The organism is Micromonospora sp. RTP1Z1 (genome assembly GCF_033804685.1).
Lineage (GTDB): Bacteria > Actinomycetota > Actinomycetes > Mycobacteriales > Micromonosporaceae > Micromonospora.
Genome location: NZ_JAPFQV010000021.1, coordinates 62,831 through 80,383 on the forward strand (window position 1 = coordinate 62,831; position 17,553 = coordinate 80,383).

The 17,553-nt window shown below is 72.5% G+C and carries 16 protein-coding genes and 2 tRNA genes; 9 read left to right on the top strand and 9 right to left on the bottom strand.

The window, feature by feature from the left end:
* The first annotated feature begins 123 nt into the window (after positions 1–123).
* From SLP03_RS13365 to SLP03_RS13375, 3 genes are all read left to right on the top strand, one after another.
* Complete coding sequence (locus SLP03_RS13365; protein ID WP_319460893.1) at positions 124–2,526, top strand: phosphoketolase family protein; 2,403 nt, start codon at positions 124–126, stop codon at positions 2,524–2,526.
* Positions 2,527–2,557: 31 nt separating this feature from the next.
* Complete coding sequence (locus tag SLP03_RS13370; RefSeq protein ID WP_319460894.1) at positions 2,558–3,424, top strand: universal stress protein; 867 nt, start codon at positions 2,558–2,560, stop codon at positions 3,422–3,424.
* 148 nt (positions 3,425–3,572) lie between these two features.
* On the top strand, positions 3,573–4,178 hold the full coding sequence (locus SLP03_RS13375) for a DUF402 domain-containing protein (protein ID WP_319460895.1): 606 nt from the start codon (positions 3,573–3,575) through the stop codon (positions 4,176–4,178).
* A gap of 9 nt (positions 4,179–4,187) precedes the next feature.
* Here SLP03_RS13375 and SLP03_RS13380 read toward each other — a convergent pair whose 3' ends face one another.
* Positions 4,188–5,606: a transposase gene (locus tag SLP03_RS13380; RefSeq protein ID WP_319460896.1), complete on the bottom strand. Its 1,419-nt coding sequence runs from the start codon at positions 5,604–5,606 to the stop codon at positions 4,188–4,190.
* Between the two features lie 16 nt (positions 5,607–5,622).
* Complete coding sequence (locus tag SLP03_RS13385; protein ID WP_319460897.1) at positions 5,623–6,111, bottom strand: MerR family DNA-binding transcriptional regulator; 489 nt, start codon at positions 6,109–6,111, stop codon at positions 5,623–5,625.
* Positions 6,112–6,512: 401 nt separating this feature from the next.
* On the opposite strand from SLP03_RS13385, the gene SLP03_RS13390 reads away from it, so the two are divergent.
* Together SLP03_RS13390 and SLP03_RS13395 are read left to right on the top strand one after the other, a co-directional pair.
* Positions 6,513–7,523, top strand: a complete 1,011-nt coding sequence (locus SLP03_RS13390) for an Acg family FMN-binding oxidoreductase (RefSeq protein WP_319460898.1) — start codon at positions 6,513–6,515, stop codon at positions 7,521–7,523.
* A 93-nt stretch (positions 7,524–7,616) separates the two neighbouring features.
* Positions 7,617–9,290 carry a GAF domain-containing sensor histidine kinase gene (locus tag SLP03_RS13395; RefSeq protein ID WP_319460914.1) on the top strand — a complete coding sequence of 558 codons (1,674 nt, stop codon included), beginning with the start codon at positions 7,617–7,619 and terminating at the stop codon, positions 9,288–9,290.
* Positions 9,291–9,320: 30 nt separating this feature from the next.
* Here SLP03_RS13395 and SLP03_RS13400 read toward each other — a convergent pair whose 3' ends face one another.
* Complete coding sequence (locus tag SLP03_RS13400) at positions 9,321–9,959, bottom strand: response regulator transcription factor (RefSeq protein WP_319460899.1); 639 nt, start codon at positions 9,957–9,959, stop codon at positions 9,321–9,323.
* Positions 9,960–10,147: 188 nt separating this feature from the next.
* On the opposite strand from SLP03_RS13400, the gene SLP03_RS13405 reads away from it, so the two are divergent.
* Positions 10,148–11,122 carry an Acg family FMN-binding oxidoreductase gene (locus SLP03_RS13405; protein WP_319460900.1) on the top strand — a complete coding sequence of 325 codons (975 nt, stop codon included), beginning with the start codon at positions 10,148–10,150 and terminating at the stop codon, positions 11,120–11,122.
* A gap of 4 nt (positions 11,123–11,126) precedes the next feature.
* Here SLP03_RS13405 and SLP03_RS13410 read toward each other — a convergent pair whose 3' ends face one another.
* Entirely contained in the window at positions 11,127–12,143 is a 1,017-nt protein-coding gene (locus tag SLP03_RS13410; RefSeq protein ID WP_319460901.1) for an NAD-dependent epimerase/dehydratase family protein, read from the bottom strand.
* A gap of 534 nt (positions 12,144–12,677) precedes the next feature.
* Here SLP03_RS13410 and SLP03_RS13415 point away from each other — a divergent pair.
* Positions 12,678–13,217, top strand: a complete 540-nt coding sequence (locus SLP03_RS13415; RefSeq protein ID WP_319460902.1) for a hypothetical protein — start codon at positions 12,678–12,680, stop codon at positions 13,215–13,217.
* Positions 13,218–13,339: 122 nt separating this feature from the next.
* Here SLP03_RS13415 and SLP03_RS13420 read toward each other — a convergent pair whose 3' ends face one another.
* From SLP03_RS13420 to SLP03_RS13435, 4 genes are all read right to left on the bottom strand, one after another.
* Complete coding sequence (locus SLP03_RS13420) at positions 13,340–13,801, bottom strand: hypothetical protein (protein ID WP_319460903.1); 462 nt, start codon at positions 13,799–13,801, stop codon at positions 13,340–13,342.
* Positions 13,802–13,900: 99 nt separating this feature from the next.
* Positions 13,901–15,502, bottom strand: coding sequence for a PKD domain-containing protein (locus SLP03_RS13425; protein WP_319460904.1), 1,602 nt, complete (start codon positions 15,500–15,502; stop codon positions 13,901–13,903).
* A gap of 371 nt (positions 15,503–15,873) precedes the next feature.
* Positions 15,874–15,945: transfer RNA gene (locus SLP03_RS13430), tRNA-Val, on the bottom strand.
* Positions 15,946–16,006: 61 nt separating this feature from the next.
* Positions 16,007–16,079: transfer RNA gene (locus SLP03_RS13435), tRNA-Gly, on the bottom strand.
* 100 nt (positions 16,080–16,179) lie between these two features.
* On the opposite strand from SLP03_RS13435, the gene SLP03_RS13440 reads away from it, so the two are divergent.
* Positions 16,180–16,662, top strand: a complete 483-nt coding sequence (locus tag SLP03_RS13440) for an AAA family ATPase (RefSeq protein WP_319460905.1) — start codon at positions 16,180–16,182, stop codon at positions 16,660–16,662.
* Between the two features lie 88 nt (positions 16,663–16,750).
* Complete coding sequence (locus SLP03_RS13445; protein WP_319460906.1) at positions 16,751–16,990, top strand: DUF6458 family protein; 240 nt, start codon at positions 16,751–16,753, stop codon at positions 16,988–16,990.
* A 102-nt stretch (positions 16,991–17,092) separates the two neighbouring features.
* Here the strand turns inward: SLP03_RS13445 and SLP03_RS13450 are convergent.
* The coding region (locus SLP03_RS13450) for an isocitrate lyase/phosphoenolpyruvate mutase family protein (RefSeq protein WP_319460907.1) at positions 17,093–17,553 on the bottom strand (461 nt) is incomplete at its 5' end.

Consider the following 17,553-nt stretch of genomic DNA (forward strand, 5'->3'; position numbering starts at 1 on the left):
CCCGCGGTCCCGGGACCAACGACTCTGCACCCGTCCCCGTGCGCCGGGCAAGCTGGACGGGCCCGGAACGGATTCCCGCCTTCGGGTGGCAGAAGACCCCGAGCCGCGAGAGGCTGATGCAGCATGGACACCGCTCTCGACCTGCACAGCCCACTGACCGAAGACGAGCTGCGCCGGCTTGACGCCTACTGGCGAGCGGCGAACTACCTCACCGTCGGGCAGATCTACCTGCTCGACAACCCGCTGCTCCGCGAGCCACTGAAGCCGGAGCATGTCAAGCCCCGGCTGCTCGGCCACTGGGGCACCGGCCCCGGCCTCAACCTGATCTACGCGCACCTCAACCGGGTCATCGTCAACCGCGACCTCAGCGTCATCTACGTCACCGGCCCCGGGCACGGCGGGCCGGCCCTGGTGGCGAACACCTGGCTGGAGGGGACCTACAGCGAGCTCTACCACTCGGTGGGCCAGGACGAGGCGGGCATGGCGCGATTGTTCCGCCAGTTCTCCTTCCCCGGCGGCGTTCCCAGCCACGTGGCACCGGAGGTGCCCGGTTCGATCCACGAGGGCGGCGAACTGGGGTACGCACTCAGCCACGCGTACGGCGCCGCGTTCGACAACCCGGACCTGCTGGTCGCCTGCGTCATCGGCGACGGCGAGGCGGAGACCGGCCCGCTCGCCGGCAGTTGGCTCTCCAACGTCTTCCTCAACCCGGCCCGCGACGGCGCGGTGCTGCCCATCCTGCACCTCAACGGCTACAAGATCGCCAGCCCGACGGTGCTGGACCGGATCCCCACCGACGACCTGCTCGACATCATGCGCGGCTACGGCTACCAACCCTACATAGTCGCGGGCGACGACCCGGCCACCGTGCACCAGACCCTGGCCGCCACGCTGGACCGGGTGGTCGACGAGATCGCCGAGATCCAGCGCCGGGCCCGCTCCGGCGACAAGGTCGAGCGCCCCCGCTGGCCGATGATCATCCTCCGGACGCCGAAGGGCTGGACCGGCCCGCGGGAGGTCCACGGCAAGCAGGTCGAGGGGACCTTCCGCGCCCACCAGGTGCCCATCGACGGGGTGCGGAAGGACCCTGAGGCCCTGGCCGAGCTGGAGCGCTGGCTCCGCAGCTACCGGCCGGAGGAGCTCTTCGACGCCACCGGCGCCCCGGTCGCCGAGCTGACCTCGCTGCCTCCGAGGGGGAACCGGCGGATGAGCGCCAACCCGGTCACCAACGGCGGCATGGTGCTGCGCGACCTGGACCTGCCGGACTTCCGCGCCTACGCGGTCGACGTCAAGCAGCCGGGCGAGCCCATGGTCGGCTCCACCGGCGTGCTTGGCCAGTGGGTCCGCGACGTGATCACCGCCAACCCGCAGAACTTCCGCCTGTTCGGCCCCGACGAGGTCGCCTCCAACCGGCTGGGCGCCGCCTTCGAGGTCACCGACCGGGCGTTCGTCGGCAAGACGGTCCCCGGCGACGACCACCTCTCCCCGGACGGCCGGGTGATGGAGGTGCTCTCCGAGCACCTATGCCAGGGCTGGCTGGAGGGCTACCTGCTCACCGGCCGGCACGGCATCTTCACCAGCTACGAGGCGTTCATCCACATCGTCGACTCGATGGTCAACCAGCACGCCAAGTGGCTGAAGGTGACCCGCGGCATCCAGTGGCGGCAGCCGCTGGCCTCGCTCAACTACCTGCTCTCCAGCCACGTGTGGCAGCAGGACCACAACGGCTTCTCGCACCAGGACCCGGGCTTCATCGACCACGTGGTCAACAAGAAGGCCGAGGTGGTCCGGGTGTACCTGCCGCCGGACGCCAACACCCTGCTCTCCACCATGGACCACTGCCTGCGCAGCCGGCACTACATCAACGTGGTGGTGGCCGGGAAGCAGCCGTCGCCGAACTGGCTGAGCATGGACGAGGCGATCCAGCACGCCAGGCGGGGCCTGGGCATCTGGGACTGGGCCAGCAACGACGAGGGCAGCGAGCCGGACGTGGTGCTCGCCTGCGCCGGCGATGTGCCGACCCTGGAGACCCTGGCCGCGGCCGACCTGCTCCGCCAGCACCTGCCCGAGCTGAAGGTGCGGGTGGTCAACGTGGTCGACCTGATGCGCCTCCAGCCGCCCTCGGAGCACCCGCACGGCCTGCCGGACAGCGAGTTCGACACCATCTTCACCCGCGACCGGCAGATCATCTTCGCGTACCACGGCTATCCGTGGCTTATCCACCGGCTCACCTACCGCCGGACCAACCACGACAACCTGCACGTGCGCGGCTACAAGGAGGAGGGCACCACCACCACGCCGTTCGACATGGTGATGCTCAACGACCTGGACCGCTTCCACCTGGTCATCGACGTCATCGACCGGGTGCCCGGGCTCGCCTCGCGCGCCGCCCACCTTCGCCAGGACATGGTCGACGCCCGGCAGGCCTGCCGCGACTACACCCGGCGGTACGGCGAGGACGACCCTCGGGTCGCCGAGTGGCGCTGGATCCGCGAGACCGAACCCGGCCTGCGGAGCGGTCAGTGAGCGGGCTCAGCGGCGAGCGGAGGTCGGTCCGGTGAGCGGCGACGAGATCCTGGTCGGCTACGACGGCTCCGCGGACGCCACGGTCGCCCTGAACTGGGCCCTGGACGAGGCGGGCCGCTCGGGCCGGCCGGTCCGCCTGGCGTACGTCTTCGAATGGCTGACGGTGGCCGGCTGGGTCGGTCCCGGGGTGGCCCCCGGGATCTGGCCGGACGAGCACGCCCGGCGGCAGGTCGAGGAACTGGTCCGCAAGGCGGCGGCGGACGCCGCCGCCGAGCGACCCGGGCTCACCGTGCACGGCGAGGTCTTCGACGGCCCGCCCGCCCTGGTGCTGCAGGAACGCTCCGCGCAGGCCGGGATGCTGGTCCTCGGCAGCCGCGGGCACGGCGGGTTCGGCGGCCTGCTGGCCGGCTCCACCGCGGTGTCCGTGACCGCCCACGCGCACTGCCCGGTGGTGGTGGTCCGCGACGGCCAGGCCGCCACCTCCGGGCCGGTGGTGGTCGGCGTGGACGGCTCGGAATCCTCGCTGCTGGCGCTCGGCTTCGCGGTCGAGCGGGCGGAGCAGCGGGACGTGCCGCTGCGGGTGGTCCGGGTGTGGGAGCCACCCGGCGAGCGGCGGGTGCCGCCGGGCTTCGACCCGGTGGAGGCGACCGCCACCGAACGGGCGGCGGCCGAGAACGAGCTGGCCCGGTGGCGGGAGACCTTCCCGGACGTCGAGGTGGACCTGCGGGTGTCGCCGGGCAACCCGGCGGCCCTGCTGGTCGAGGCGAGCCGCGACGCGCAGCTCGTGGTGGTGGGCAGCCGCGGTCGGGGCGGGCTGCGCGGGATGCTGCTCGGCTCGGTCAGCCAGCAACTCCTCCACCACGCGCGCTGCCCGGTCGCCGTCGTCCGGGAAGGCTGACGCCCCGCGCGGCATGGGGTGCCCGACCGGTGAGGGGAACGCCATGGAGGTCTCTGGGACCGTTGGACAGCTGTGGCGTTCCACTGCCCGGGGGGCGGCGTGACGGCACGGGCATCCGCCGTCCGCCCCACCTGAGTACGCTGCGGCGATGGTCTTCGAGCCGGGACAGGTCATCACCCGCAGGTATCTGCGGGGAAGCTGGTGCACCTGGGTGCAGCCGATGCGGGTCCTCGCCGACGACGACCAGGGGCTGCTGCTCTGGCATCCCGCCGGCAGCGACTTCGCCCGGCTCGTCGACGCCGACGGCAACACCCAGCACGAGCTCACCGTCGACCGGATGCGCGAGCCGAGGTTGGCGGTGCTGACCTGGACGGGCTACGACATCCTGGTGCTCATGCCGCCCGGGGTGGCGCACTCCGTCTGGTGGTTCTACCGCGACGGCGTCTTCGCCGGGTGGTACGTGAACCTGGAAACGCCATACACGCGACGGCCGGACGGCGTGGACACCGACGAGTTCGAGGCCCGGATCGGCCACCCGCTGTACCTCGACCGGGCAACCGCGGCGGCGGTACGCGCCGAGGCCGACCGGGTGGTCAGGCTGATCGAGGTCGGCACCTTCCCGTTCGACGGCACCCACACCGACTTCCGCTCCGACGGGCGGTGGCCGACCCTGCGCCTGCCTGCGGACGCGGTGACGCCGGTCGATCAGTGGCCGGAGGCGGTCGTACCCTCCTCCGGGTTGAGCGAGAAGTAGTCCTGCTTCCTACTGGTTGCTCATGGTGGAGCGGTTCGGATGGTTCGCTCTCCGCTCGGCGAGGGCCGGGCTGGAGTCCTGGACCGGCAGTCTGGTCCGGTGGCGATCGGTCCTGTCCTGCAGGATCTGCTTCACCTTGTGGTGTGGGGTGTGCAGGGCGATGTCGGGGTCGCCTGCTCGCTGCAGGATGTTGATCGCGGCGTTCACGTCGGCCTGCCACACCACCCCGCACGGAGTGCAGTGAAGCCCGTCCCCGGTGCGTCGACCGAGCCGGCCGCAGCGGTGACAGGCTTGTGAGGTGTAGGCGGCATTGACGTGTACGAGCGCAGAACCTCTGCGCTCCGACACGTTGGTTAGGGCCTCGGCGGTGACTCCTTTGGTCCACGCCGCGAGGCGCCGATTCATGTTCTTGCCGAGCGTTGTGCGCCCGGCGAACCTTCGGGTGAGGTCTTCGGCGACCACGGTGGCGGCATTGTCGACGACCCGGTGCACGGCGGTGAAGATCTCCGTGCGCACCCGCGCGCGGTGGCGAACGGCCTGCCGGTCCCGCTTGACGGTCCCGAGGTTGTTGGCCATGATCCGGTGGGCCTTCTGATGGTCACCGCGAAGGGCGGCGGTGTTCGCTATCGAGCGCAGCTTCGCCCGACGCCGGTTGCGCTCCTTCAACCGATCCGACTCGCTGCTCAGCAGCTCACCCAGGCCGCAGCCATGGCGACCGCCGTCGGAGTCGGTCAGCGCTTCGGTGTAGCCCTTGTCCACGCCGATCGTCGCATCGCCGCACGGCCGCTGCGACGACCGCATCAGCGACGCGTCAATCTGGTAGTGCACCTCGACCCGACCGCCGCGCAAGATCAGCCGCAGCGTGCCGGTCGGGGCAACGGTCGACGACAGCGGGATCCGGACCATCTTGCGGCGTTCGAGGCCCGGGACCGCCAGCCACAACCTGCCGCGCCCGTCAGAGCCGGTGTTGTGCTTGTCGGCGCGTACGACGATCTGATCGTGCGTGCGGTTCCTACCGCGCTTCCAGTGCTTGCGCATCTGCCGAGCCAGGAACGGGTCCTGGGCCCACTGGTCGGCCTTGAGGGCGGTGAACATCCGCGTGCGCTCGACCGGATCGGTGGTGCGCCGGGTGATCGCCCGCCGGACCTCGACCTTGGCCGAGGCCAGGTTCGCAGCGATGTCGCCCATGGCGTCGCGGACGGTTTCCTTCCAAGCGTTCGCCAGCACACCGAACTGGACGTGCGTGCCGTCAGCCAGCCACCGGTCCCGCACCTGCCGATCGGTCAGCCCGGACCCGACCCCGGCGAACGAGCCGTAGCGCTGCCACATCTCGCTGCGCACCCGACCCAACCGGCGGGCCTGCTCCGCCAGGGCGGCGTACTTGCCCGGGTTCAGGCGCGTCGAGTACGCGATCCGGGTGATCTTCACCGGTCGCCCTCCACCATCAGGTACGCCCCTCGAGTTCCCTCTCGTAGCGTCGCAGCCCGTCCAGCCGGCACGAGAAGCTGTGCACGATCGCCAGGAGGTCCTCTCCTGGTGCGCCACCACGAGCGTGGCGAACCTCCCCCCGGTCGATGCAGTCCATCAACGCCATGAACTTCTCGCGACGCAGGTTCATCCCGCCGCCGACCTCGCTGACCCACTCGTCCACCGCCAGACCACGGGCCAGACAGAACTGCCGCATCGCCCCGACCTGCACGGCCAGGTCGACCTTCTGCCCCGGTGACGAAACCCGGCAGTACACCAGAACCTTCCGCCGCCCGACGTCGAAACCCGGCTGCAGCACCTTGCGCACATCGGAGTCGTCGAAATACCGCTGCCCCGATGGCAGACGCCGCCCCATGATCCGACCCCGCGCCTCCCACCGACGCACCGTGCTCACCGAACGGCCCACCCGCCTGGCAAACTCGCCAATCCGATAGACGCTGCCCACGGCAGTCCATTATAGACGGGATCTAGGAAGGAAGTAGACGACCAGTCGCTCCTCCTCTTCCTTCGGCAGGTGCAGCCGCAGCACCGCGTCCAGGCCGTACCGGCGGTCCAGCGGCATCACCTCGACCCCGCCGTCCGGGGTAGGCCGCCGGGCCTGCCGGGGCGCCCGTTCCAGCAGCGCGCGCAGGTCGGGGCTGGCCCGACGCTGGGCGTAGTCCTCCAGCGCCTGCGTCAGGCCCGATGCGGGCGGGGTAGGGCAAACCTGCGTAATACGGCGGGCCGAAGGGCCGGGTCGTACGGTCCGTGCGGACCGGCCCGGTCATGCCCGAGGATAGAGCGGCATCCCCACCCGGGCGGCCCCGGTGTGGGGCACGATGGGGAGAAACAGGAAAGGTCGTGATGATGAGCCACGAGACGCCGACTGCGGACCGCGCGCTGACCACCGCGCTCGCGGAGGCCGCCGCGATGGCCGGCCACGCCCCCTCCGTACACAACAGCCAGCCGTGGCGCTGGACCGTCCTGCCCGACGCGCTGGAGCTGCGCGTGGTACGGGAACGCCACCTCAGCGCCATGGACCCGGAGGGGCGGCTGCTGACCGTCAGCTGCGGTGCCGCGCTGCACCACACGCGGCTGGCGCTGGCCGCCGAGGGCTGGACGGCGGTGGTGGAGCGGCTGCCCGACCCGGCGCAGCCGGACCTGCTGGCCCGCCTGACCGGCTTCAAGCACACCGGGGCGGACCCGGACGCCATGCACATGGTGCAGTGCATGCGGGTACGGCACACCGACCGCCGACCGGTCAGCGACGAGCCGATCCCCGACGCCGCCCTCGAGGAGATCGACCGGGCGGCCACTCGCGAGGGCGTGAACCTCCAGGTGCTCGACGACACCCAGAAGATCCAGCTCGCCAGCGCCGCCCAGCAGGCCGCGGCGGTCGAGGCGGGCAGCCCGGAGCTGCAGGAGGAACTGGCGTACTGGACCAGCCGGGCCGGCACCGGCACCGGGCTGCCGCCGGAGGTGCTGCCGGGGGAGGCCCCGCAGACCACCGTCCCGGGCCGCGACTTCGGCCAGCCGGGCACCCTGCCGGTGGGTCCCGGACACGACCGGGCCGCCGCCTACGCGATCCTCTGGTGCACCGAGGACGAGCGGGACAGCTGGCTGCGGGCCGGCGAGGCGCTCTCCGCCGCCTGGCTGACCGGCACCCGGCTCGGGGTCTCGCTGGTTCCGCTCAGCGGCGTGGTCGAGGTGGAGGGCACCCGGCAGGTGCTCCGCCAGATGCTGTCCGGCCTCGGCTTCCCGTACCTCGCGCTGCGGCTGGGGCTGGCGGACCCGACGCACGCCGGGCCGCCGCACACGCCGCGGCTGGACGCCGCGCAGACCGTCGACACCTCGGCGGTACGCGACCAGCTGTCGTAACGGGGCTCGTCCCGCACGGTCACCGGGCGATAACATCGCCCGGTGGCCAGTGCACCGAACCCCCGGCACGAGCACCCGACCCCGTCGCTGGGCCTGAGCCCGCTGTCCCGGGTCCGCCTCGACGAGCTGCTCCAGGAGATGCTGGACCGGGTCGGTGACGTAATGACCAGCCGGGAGCGGCTGCGCGCCCTGCTCGACGCGGTGGTCGGCATCGGCACCGACCTCGACCTGCGCAGCACCCTGCAGCGGATCGTGCAGTCGGCGTGCGAGCTGGTCGGCGCCCGGTACGGCGCGCTCGGCGTGATCGGCCCCGACCGGCTGCTGCACGACTTCATCATCCACGGGATCGACGACGAGCTGCACGCCAAGATCGGCGACCTGCCGCACGGCCGGGGCGTGCTCGGCCTGCTCATCGACGATCCCCGGCCGCTGCGCATGCCGGACATCACCGAGCACCCCAAGTCGTACGGCTTCCCGAAGCACCACCCGCCGATGCACAGCTTCCTCGGCGTGCCGGTCCGCATCCGCGAGCACGTCTTCGGCAACCTCTACCTGGCCGAGAAGCAGGGCGCGGCGGAGTTCACCGAGGATGACGAGGAGATCGTGGTGGCGCTCGCCGCCGCGGCCGGCGTGGCGATCGAGAACGCTCGCCTCTACGCCCTGGCACACCGGCGGGAACGCTGGCTGGCCGCGACCGCCGAGATCACCTCGGTGCTGCTCGGCGAGGTCCGGCGCACCGACGCGCTGACCCTGGTGGCCCGCCGCGCCCGCGAGGTCGCCGAGGCGGAACTGGCGCTGGTGCTGCTCTACGACGAGGACGAGGGCCAGTTCACCGTCGAGGTCGTCGACGGAGCCGACGAGCGGGCCCAAGAGCTGGTCGGCGCGGTGCTGCCGGCGGCGGAGACGAGCTTCGCGGCGGAGGTCACCGAGCGCCGGCACACCCTGCTGGACGACCTCGCGCAGGCCGCGCCGTGGCCCACGCCGGTGATCGCCGGCCCGGCGGTGGTCTCCCCGCTCGCGGCGGCGGACACCCTGCACGGCGTGCTGGTGATCGCGCACCGGCCGGACAGCCCCCGCGTCGCCGAGGACGACGTCGCGATGCTGGGCAGCTTCGCCGGCCAGGCGGCGCTGGCCATGGAGCGGGCCCGGGGCCAGGAGGAACGGGAGCTGCTGGTGGTCCTGGAGGACCGCGAGCGGATCGCCCGGGACCTGCACGACGTGGTGATCCAGCGGCTCTTCGCCACCGGCCTGCAGTTGCAGAGCGCCGCCCCGATGAACGCCCGCCCCGAGGTGGCCAAGCGGATCAACGCGGCCGTCGACGACCTGGACGCCACCATCCGGGACATCCGCCGCACCATCTTCGAGCTGCGCACCCCGATGAGCGCCGCGCTGCGCACCGAGATCCGCGAGGCGATCGAGGTGGCCGCCGAGTCCCTCGGTTACCGGCCCGGGCTGGAGCTGACCGGCCCCATCGACAGCGCCGTCCCGGACGCGCTGCGTCCGGAACTCACCGCCGTGCTCCGGGAGGCGCTCTCCAACGCGGTACGCCACGCGCACGCCGACCGGGTGACGGTGGCGGTCAAGGTCGACGCCGGCTGGGTGAGCGTGACGGTCACCGACGACGGCGTCGGCTGCGAGCCGGAGGCGGCCCGTAGCGGGCTGGTCAACCTCCGGGAGCGGGCCGAACTCCTCGGCGGTGACTTCCAGCTCAGCCGGGTGATCCCGCACGGCACCGAGGTGCGCTGGAGCGTCCCGCTGCGCGACTGACCCGGCGTCCCGGCGGACGCCGGGCCCGGATCAGTGGGCCTTGCCGAGCAGCCGGGTGGCCAGCACCGCGGCCTGGGTACGCCGTTCCAGGCCGAGCTTGGCCAGCACGCTGGAGACGTAGTTCTTGACGGTCTTCTCGGCCAGGAACATCTTGCCGGCGATCTCCCGGTTGGTCAGCCCCTCGGCGACGTACTCCAGGATCCGCCGTTCCTGCTCGGTCAGGGCCTTCAGCTCGCGCGGCTGCTCGACGCCGTTGCGGATCCGCTCCAGTACCCGGGTGGTGATCGCCGGGTCGAGCAGCGACTGCCCGGCCGCCACCCGGCGGACCGCGTCCACCAGGTCGGTGCCGCGGATCTGCTTGAGCACGTACCCGGCCGCACCGGCCATGATCGCCGCGAAGAGCGCCTCGTCGTCCTCGTACGAGGTGAGGATCAGCCCCTTGATCGAGGAGTCCACGGCGCGGATGTCCCGGCACACGTCGATGCCGTTGCCATCGGGCAGCCGGGCGTCGAGGATCGCCACGTCGGGGCGGAGCGCGGGGATGCGGCGGGCCGCCTCCTGAGCGGAGCCGGACTCGCCGACCACCTCGATGTCGCCGCTGCTCTGCAGCAGGTCGGCAAGGCCACGGCGGACGACCTCGTGGTCGTCGAGCAGGAACACGCGGATCATCCTCCGTTTCTACCCGGTCGCCGCCCCGTTCGCACGGGCCGAAGGTCCCTACCGTGACGTGCCGCGGCCGGGGCAGTCGGACCCGAGGAGGAGGGGACGTCCGGCCCTGCCCGGACTCAACCGGTCTACCGCACCGTGTAGATGGACCACCCGGGGGCGGCACGGCCTGCCACGGAAGGAGCAAGACCATGGACACCGGCTTCACCGTCGAACAGCTCAGGGCCGCCGCCTCCGACGCCGTCAGGGCGCCGTCCCTGCACAACACCCAGCCGTGGCGGTTCCGGCTGCGCGACGGCGGGATCGAGCTCTCCGTCGACCCGCTGCGCCGGCTGCCCGCCACCGACCCCAGCGGCTGGGGCACCCGGATCGCCTGCGGGGCGGCGCTGTTCAACCTGCGGCTGGCCCTCGCCGTGGCCGGCACGCCGGCCACGGTCCGGCTGCGCCCGTACCCGGCGGAGCCGGACGTGGTGGCCCGGCTGGTCCCGGACCTGCCGCGCCACCCCACCCCGACCGAACAGAGCCTGCACGGGGCCATCCGCCGCCGGTTCAGCAACCGCGCGCCGTTCTGGCCCGACCCGGTACCCGCCGACGCCCGCTGGCGGCTCGGCGAGGCGGCCCGGGCCGAACAGTGCTGGCTGGAGCTGATGATCGGCACCAGCGCGGTCAACGCGTTCGCCGAGATCGCCCGCAGCGCCCACCGGGTGCTGGAACGCGAGCCCGCCTACGTGGCCGAGCGGACCGGGTGGATCCGCTCCGAGCCCTCCCCGGACGGGGTGCCGGCCGCCGCCGGCGGGCCGCAGAGCGAACCGCAGGACCTGCTGCCGCAGCGCGGCTTCGGCGGGCGCAACCGGGCGCCGGGGCGGGACTTCGAGCCGGAGCCGCTGGTCGCCGCGCTCGGGTCGCCGGGAAACACCGCCACCGACCAGATCGTCGCCGGCCAGGCCCTGCAGCGGGTGCTGCTCACCGCCACCGACGCCGGGCTGAGCGTGTCGATGATCTCCCAGCCGATCGAGGTGCCGGGGGCGCGGGAGGCGCTACGGCTGTCGCTCGGCCGGTTCGGCACGCCGCAGATGGTGATGCGGATCGGGTACGGGCAGCCCGGGGTCGCCACCCCACGCCGTCCCGTCGGGGAGGTGCTCGACCTTCCGGTGGTTCCGGCCTGACCGATCAGGCCGGCGTGCCCCGGCCCGCCACGGTGGCCAGCAGCGCCGCCTCCCGCTCCGGGTCCAGGCCCACCGCCACCCGCGCCGGTCGGCCCGCGCGCGGCGGGACCCGCCCCACCTCCCGCAGCCAGCGCCAGGTGTCGACGACCGTCTCGGCCACCGGCCGGCAGACCAGCCCCGCCGCGTACGCCCGCTCGACGTCGCGCTCCTGCAACCAGCGGTACTCATGGCCGAGCGGGATCCAGATCGGCAGGTCGTTCCAGGGCTCCACCCCGGCGGCGAGGATCGGCTCCGGGTCCGTCCAGCGCAGCAGCGCGCCCGCGCCGGTCGCCGCGACGGCCGCGTCGAGCAGCTCACCCATCGTCGTATGCCCGCTGCGACCCACCACGTTGTACGCCCCACCGATGCCCTCCGCGCCGCGGTCCAGCAGCCACGCGGCCAGGTCGCGCACGTCCACGTACTGCAGCGGCAGCTCGCGCGGCCCGGGCGCCAGCACCTCGCCGCCCCGGGCGACCCGCCCCAACCACCAGGGCAGCCGCCCGATGTCCTCCCCCGGCCCGAGGATCAGCCCGGCCCGAGCCAGCAACGCCCGGTCACCGAAGACCTCCACCGCGGCCCGCTCACCGCCGGCCTTCAGCTGCGCGTAGCCGCCGTCCACCGCGTCGGCGGTCGCCTCGACGGTCGGCGCGTCCTCGTCCGAGCCCGGCTCCACGGGTTCGGCGTAGACGGAACCGCTGGACACGTAGACGTAGTGCCGGGCCGCACCGACCAGTGCCCGCGCCGCGTCCCGCACCGCCCGGGGCGCGCCGTCCCAGGTGTCCACCACCAGGTCCCACTCGCCGCCGGCCAGCGCCGCCAAGCCGCCCGGCGCGGTCCGGTCACCCCGCAACCGGTGTACGCCCGCCGGCACGTCGCCGTGCAGCCCGCGGTTGAACACCGTCACCGACCAGCCACGGCGTACCGCTTCGGTCACGGTGGCCCCACCGACGAATCCCGTTCCGCCCAGCACCAGCAGTCTCATGCGTCCAGCCTGCCCAGGCTCGGCGGCGATTGCGAGGGATGTTCACGGTGAGCGGATCTGCCGTGGGCAGAAGGCAGGCGGCCGCCGCCAAGATCCGCGCAGTTTCCGGAAGGAGTGGTCTCCCGCATGGGGAAGGGACACCTTCCGGGACGTTGTGCGGATCTTGGGGCGGGGTGTCCGGTTGCCCGGGACGCGGCGGGTGCGACACCGCCGCCGGTTGCGCGGTTCGTGGCGGGGTGTCGGGTTCGGGGTGTGACGGGTGGCATGCTGGCGGCGGAATGGTGGGGGGCCGGGGGTCGTTACATATCGCGTACGACCGAGTACCTGGCCCGCTCGACGGGCTGGTGGACGGGCCCCGGAATGATGGCGGGCCGGCGGTCGTTACACATGGTCCCGGCGCCGTGAAGAGGCCCCCGCCCCGCGGTCGGACCGGGCAGAGACTTTCCCCCCTTTGAGCTTGTGGGCGCCTGACGTGGTGCTTGCGCATGTCCCGACCCCCGTCGGATGTGCGCCAACCCCCCGAGGAGCTTCGTGATGAACTCGATTCTGCGTAAGAGCGTGCTGGGTGTTGCTGGTCTGGCGTTTACCGGTGGTGTGTTCGCCGGTCCGATCGCCGCCCACGCCGACACCGGCCCGGTGGCCGGTAAGGCCGCCGCGGTGCAGGGCGCCCAGTCGAAGATCGACCTGAACGGTGAGCAGACCGGGAATGTGAAGGCGATCATCGCGGCGACGAAGAAGGCGGGTCTGCCGGAGCGGGCCGCGGTCATCTCGATCGCCACGAGCTTGCAGGAGTCGAAGTTGGAGAACCTGGGTCATCTGGGTGACGCCAACGACCATGACTCGCTGGGTCTGTTCCAGCAGCGTCCGACCTCGGGTTGGGGTACGCCGGAGCAGATCACCGACCCCGAGTACGCGACGACGGCGTTCGAGAAGGGTCTGAAGCAGGTCGACGGGTGGCAGGACATGCCGCTGACGCAGGCCGCGCAGACGGTGCAGGTGTCGGCTTACCCGGACGCCTACGCCCAGTGGGAGCAGCAGGCCGCCGACCTCGTCGCCCAGCACTGGAACAGCTGACAACCGCACACGCGTGACAAGCCGCTGGCCGGCACCCCGAAACAAGGGGTGCCGGCCAGCGGCATATCCGGGTCTTGGACCTCACAAACGAAACTGTCCACAACCGAGCCGATGGCGGCGGCTCAGGGGAGCGCCTCGATCCCGTGGGCGCGCAGGAGTGCGGCAATCCGCTCACAGGTCGCCTGGTCGGGGCGGCGCAGCAGCCAGACCCGCCCGACCAGCACTTCGCTGTTCGGGCCGGGCACGTCGTACGGTCCTCCGTGCGGGAAGACCGACAGTGCCACCTGGCCGAAGCCGGGCCGGGCAATTCCGGCCCGGCGGACCTCGTCCCACCGGTAGCTGCGGGTCACCCGGCCCCACCGCCGGACCAGCAGCCCGGCCTCGTCGGCCAGCAGGGCGTCGTTGCGCAGCAGCACCGCGAGGATCACGGTGGAGAGCGCGATGCCGAATGGCACGAACGGAAAGCTGGACAGCATCACGAGACCGACGACGACCACCAGCACCAGCACCGCTGCGGGCACCAGCACCGCCGGCCACACCCGCGAGGTGAGCAGTTCCTGAGTCGAGCCCCCGTCGACCGTCATCGCCCGGCCGTACCCAGTCCATGGTGGATCCACACGTGCCGACCGGGCCGGACCGGTGGCCCGGTCGTGGCATTTTCCGCCAAGCCGGGCGCCGCCGCGCTACGCCGGTCGGAGGATGACCGTCCAGGTGGTAGTGGTGGTGCTGGCGGCGGCGCCGACCGCGGTCAGGCCGCCGTAGCTGCCGGCCGGTACCGTGCTCCCCGAGTCGGCGAGCAGCGCGGTGACCCGTCCGCCGCCGGTCTGCGAGCTGTTGCTGCGCACCTGCACCCCCGCTGGCGGGGTCAGCGCCGTGGAGAGCCCGTCACCGTGCATCCAGTACGACACCCCCCAGCTCTGCGCCGCCGTCACCGTGGCGTACGGGGTGACCCGGGTGGTGGAGCTGGCCGGGTCGGTGGCCCGGGCGAATGCCTCGATCGGCTGCGCCGGGTCGACACCCCGGTACGCGGCCACGACGAGGTTGCCCTTGGACTGCGCGTCCAGCGCCACCCGTACCGTCGAACCGGCGTCCCCCGCGGCGGCGACCTTCCACCAGGCGGTGGTGGTGGCGGATCCGCCGTCGAGGCGGTCCAGCTGGGTCCAGCCGGTGACCCCGGTGGGTTGTCCGGCGCCGACGTGGGTGTTCTGGCTGAGGAAGAGCAGCAGAGCGTCACCAGCCTGCACGGTCGACGGCACCGCCGCGGCGTGGCTGGTCCAGTTGGCGTTCGCGGTGGCCTGACCGACGAAGGAGATCCGTTCGGCGACCGGCGCGACGGTGACCTGGGCGGACGCTGTTGCGGTGGCGCCCCGGTCGTCGGTGACGGTGAAGGTGACGGGGTAGGTGCCGGCCGCCGCGTACGTGTGGGAGGTGGTCGGCACGGAGACGGTGTCGGCGGTGGAGCCGTCGCCGAAGTCCCACCGGTGGTCCTGGATCGCGCCGTCGGCGTCGGTCGAGCCGGCGCCGGAGAACGTGCAGACCAGTCCGGAGCACGACGGGGCGAGGTCGGCGACCGGCGGCTGGTTCGCCGCGCCACCCGCGCCCTTGAGGATCTTGACGTAGTCGATGTCGCCGGCGAAGTAGTCGCAGGTGACCTTCACGCCGTCGCACTGGCTCTTGCCGCCGATGGAGAACTGCCAGTTGTTCGCGATGGTGCCGGTCGGCCCGGTCAACCGGCTCTTCCGCACCCCGTCGACGTACATCTCCACATAGGTGGAGGTGCGGTTGCAGGTGACGGTGTGCCACTGCCCGTCGGCGATCGACACGTCGGTGTAGCCGGTACGCGAGGAGCCGTCACCGCCGCGGAACAGGCACTTCGGCTTGCCGCCTGGCGCCTCGAACTTCCAGTAGCCGCCGGCCGCATTGCCCTGCCCCTTCTGCAGGATGTTGCCGAAGGAGTACGTCGTCCGGTAGCGGATGGTGAACGAGAAGTCGCCCGCGTCCGGGTTGTACTCGGTGCTGTGCGGTACCAGGTCGACGTGCCCCGGGACGTGCTCCATGTCGGTGGGCAGGTGGGTGGCGAACCGGTGGACGGTGGCGCCGTCGTACCGCGCCCCGGTCACCACCTCGGCGCCGACCGTGCCGTCGCGGCCGTTACCGCTGCTGTCCTTCAGCAGGGTGGCCCCAGCCGGCTCGTCCATGCTCCAGAACGCCACCGTCCGGGTGGCGGTCGCGTGCGCCGGCGTGGTCGCCACCGCGATCCCCGCCGCGGCCAGCACGGCGGTCACGCCGAGTCGACCGACCGTACGCCGCCAACGTCGTCCGGTGCCTGACCGCATGTGATCGCCTCCCTGATCCACGAGCCCTCACCCTGGCACGGGTGGCACGGCCGTTCCATGGCCCGTTGGGCGGATCCGGCGGGCGTCCTCGGCGGCACGGCTGACCGATGTGGTCGGTGCACGGCACCGGTCGCGGGGCGGTCGGGCCGAGTGAGGGATGCCCGACGGCGGTCGGCCGATGGCTCCGGCTTTGTCGGGCACCGGCCGTACGGTGCCCCGGCCCGGTCCCGACCCGCCCGTCGGGCCCCGACGAACGGACCGCCGACACGGCGAAGGCCCAGCTCAGCGAGCCGGGCCTTCAGCGGATCCGAACTGTTCGGTGGGCGATACTGGGTTTGAACCAGTGACCTCTTCCGTGTCAAGGAAGCGCGCTCCCACTGCGCCAATCGCCCGAGCCCGCCGGGCGGCGAAACCAGCACCGGCGACGGTCGACCCCGCGAGGGGCGGATCGCGAGCGGACGACGGGATTCGAACCCGCGACCCTCACCTTGGCAAGGTGATGCGCTACCAGCTGCGCTACGTCCGCGTGCCGCCGGCTTGCGTCGGTGACGGGTAGAACTGTACCCGATCGCAAGATCGCCATAGGGCATGCCCCCCGCGCCGGTGCGTCGGTAGCGTGGGCGGACATGGCGACGCTCCACCTGACCTGCGGCATCCAGGGCGCCGGCAAGACCACCCTCGCCCGCCGGCTGGAACGACGGTACGGGGCGCTGCGGCTCACCGCCGACGAGTGGCTGCACGACCTCGACTACCCGGCCACCGGGGCGGCGCTGGACGCGTACCGCGACGCGGTGGAGCGGGTCCAGTGGCGCACCGCGCGGCGGGTGCTCGAGCTGGGCTGCGACGTCGTCCTGGACTGGGGGCTCTGGACGCGGGCGGAGCGGGACCGTTACCGACGGGAGGCCCGCGCCGTCGGCGCCCAGGTCGTACTCTGCGTACTCGACCCACCAGAGGACGAGCTCCGCCGCCGGCTCGCCCGACGCAACGCCGACCCGCCGGCCGGCACGTTCGCAATCTCCGACGCGGAGCTGGCCCGGGCGCGGCGCTTCTTCCAGCGGCCCACCCCCGACGAGCTGGCCCGGTACGACCCGCGCGAACCGTCCGGGTGACCGTCGCCACCGCCGGGTGATTGCGCTGCTCACCACCTGGGTACTGACTGCTCTCGACAGCACACCACGTCCCCTGAAGGAGGCTGTCGTGGGAATCGGTACCAGTATCTTCCTGATCGCGGTCGGCGCGATCCTCACGTTCGCGCTGGACGCCAGCGTCGGCGGCGTCAACCTCGACGTCGTCGGCTGGATCCTGATGGCGGCCGGCGTGCTCGGCCTCATCATGACGACCCTGGTCTGGGGTCGCCGCCGCGAGGTGGTCACCACGGCCGAGCCGGTGGAGTACCGGCGGGTCGAAGAGCGTCGGGACGTCGGCCCGCCGCTGTGATCCGACCGACCCGCTGCCGACGGAGCTGATCGGTCGCGGGTCGCCCCGCACGCGTACGAGGGGGTGCCGGCCGACGCGGCCGGCGCCCCCTCGTGTGCCGGCTCAGCCGCGCATCAGCGCGTTCAGCGCGCCGTAGTCGAACGCGCCGGCGAGGGCGTCGTACGTGCCCGCGCCGTACGCCTCCTCGGCGGCCCGACGGGCCACCGCGTACGCGGCCTCGGCCACCGCGGAGCCGAGGCTGATCCGGGCCACCCCGAGCCGGGCCAGCTCCGGTACCGCCGGGGCACCCGGCCCGGCCAGCACGTTCAGCGGGGCCGGGATCGCCGCGACCAGCGCGGCCACCGTCTCCGGGTCGACCGTCCCGGGCACGAAGATTCCGTCCGCGCCGGCCGCCAGGTAGGCGTGGGCCCGCGCCACCGTCTCGTCGACTCCGCCGACGCCGCGCAGGAACGTGTCGATCCGGGCGTTGACGTACAGCGGCACGCCGGCCCGCTCCGCCGCCTCCCGGACGGCGGCCAACCGGGCGCACTGGTCCGCCATTTCGCGCAGCGGTGGGCCCCCGT

Bases quoted from the DNA above. Each gene is read 5' to 3' on its own strand.
- SLP03_RS13410 (WP_319460901.1), bottom strand. From the start codon at position 12,143: ATGAGACTGCTGGTGCTGGGCGGAACGGGATTCGTCGGTGGGGCCACC.
- SLP03_RS13365 (WP_319460893.1), top strand. From the start codon at position 124: ATGGACACCGCTCTCGACCTGCACAGCCCACTGACCGAAGACGAGCTG.
- SLP03_RS13390 (WP_319460898.1), top strand. From the start codon at position 6,513: ATGAGCCACGAGACGCCGACTGCGGACCGCGCGCTGACCACCGCGCTC.
- SLP03_RS13375 (WP_319460895.1), top strand. From the start codon at position 3,573: ATGGTCTTCGAGCCGGGACAGGTCATCACCCGCAGGTATCTGCGGGGA.
- SLP03_RS13440 (WP_319460905.1), top strand. From the start codon at position 16,180: ATGGCGACGCTCCACCTGACCTGCGGCATCCAGGGCGCCGGCAAGACC.
- SLP03_RS13420 (WP_319460903.1), bottom strand. From the start codon at position 13,801: ATGACGGTCGACGGGGGCTCGACTCAGGAACTGCTCACCTCGCGGGTG.
- SLP03_RS13405 (WP_319460900.1), top strand. From the start codon at position 10,148: ATGGACACCGGCTTCACCGTCGAACAGCTCAGGGCCGCCGCCTCCGAC.
- SLP03_RS13400 (WP_319460899.1), bottom strand. From the start codon at position 9,959: ATGATCCGCGTGTTCCTGCTCGACGACCACGAGGTCGTCCGCCGTGGC.
- SLP03_RS13415 (WP_319460902.1), top strand. From the start codon at position 12,678: ATGAACTCGATTCTGCGTAAGAGCGTGCTGGGTGTTGCTGGTCTGGCG.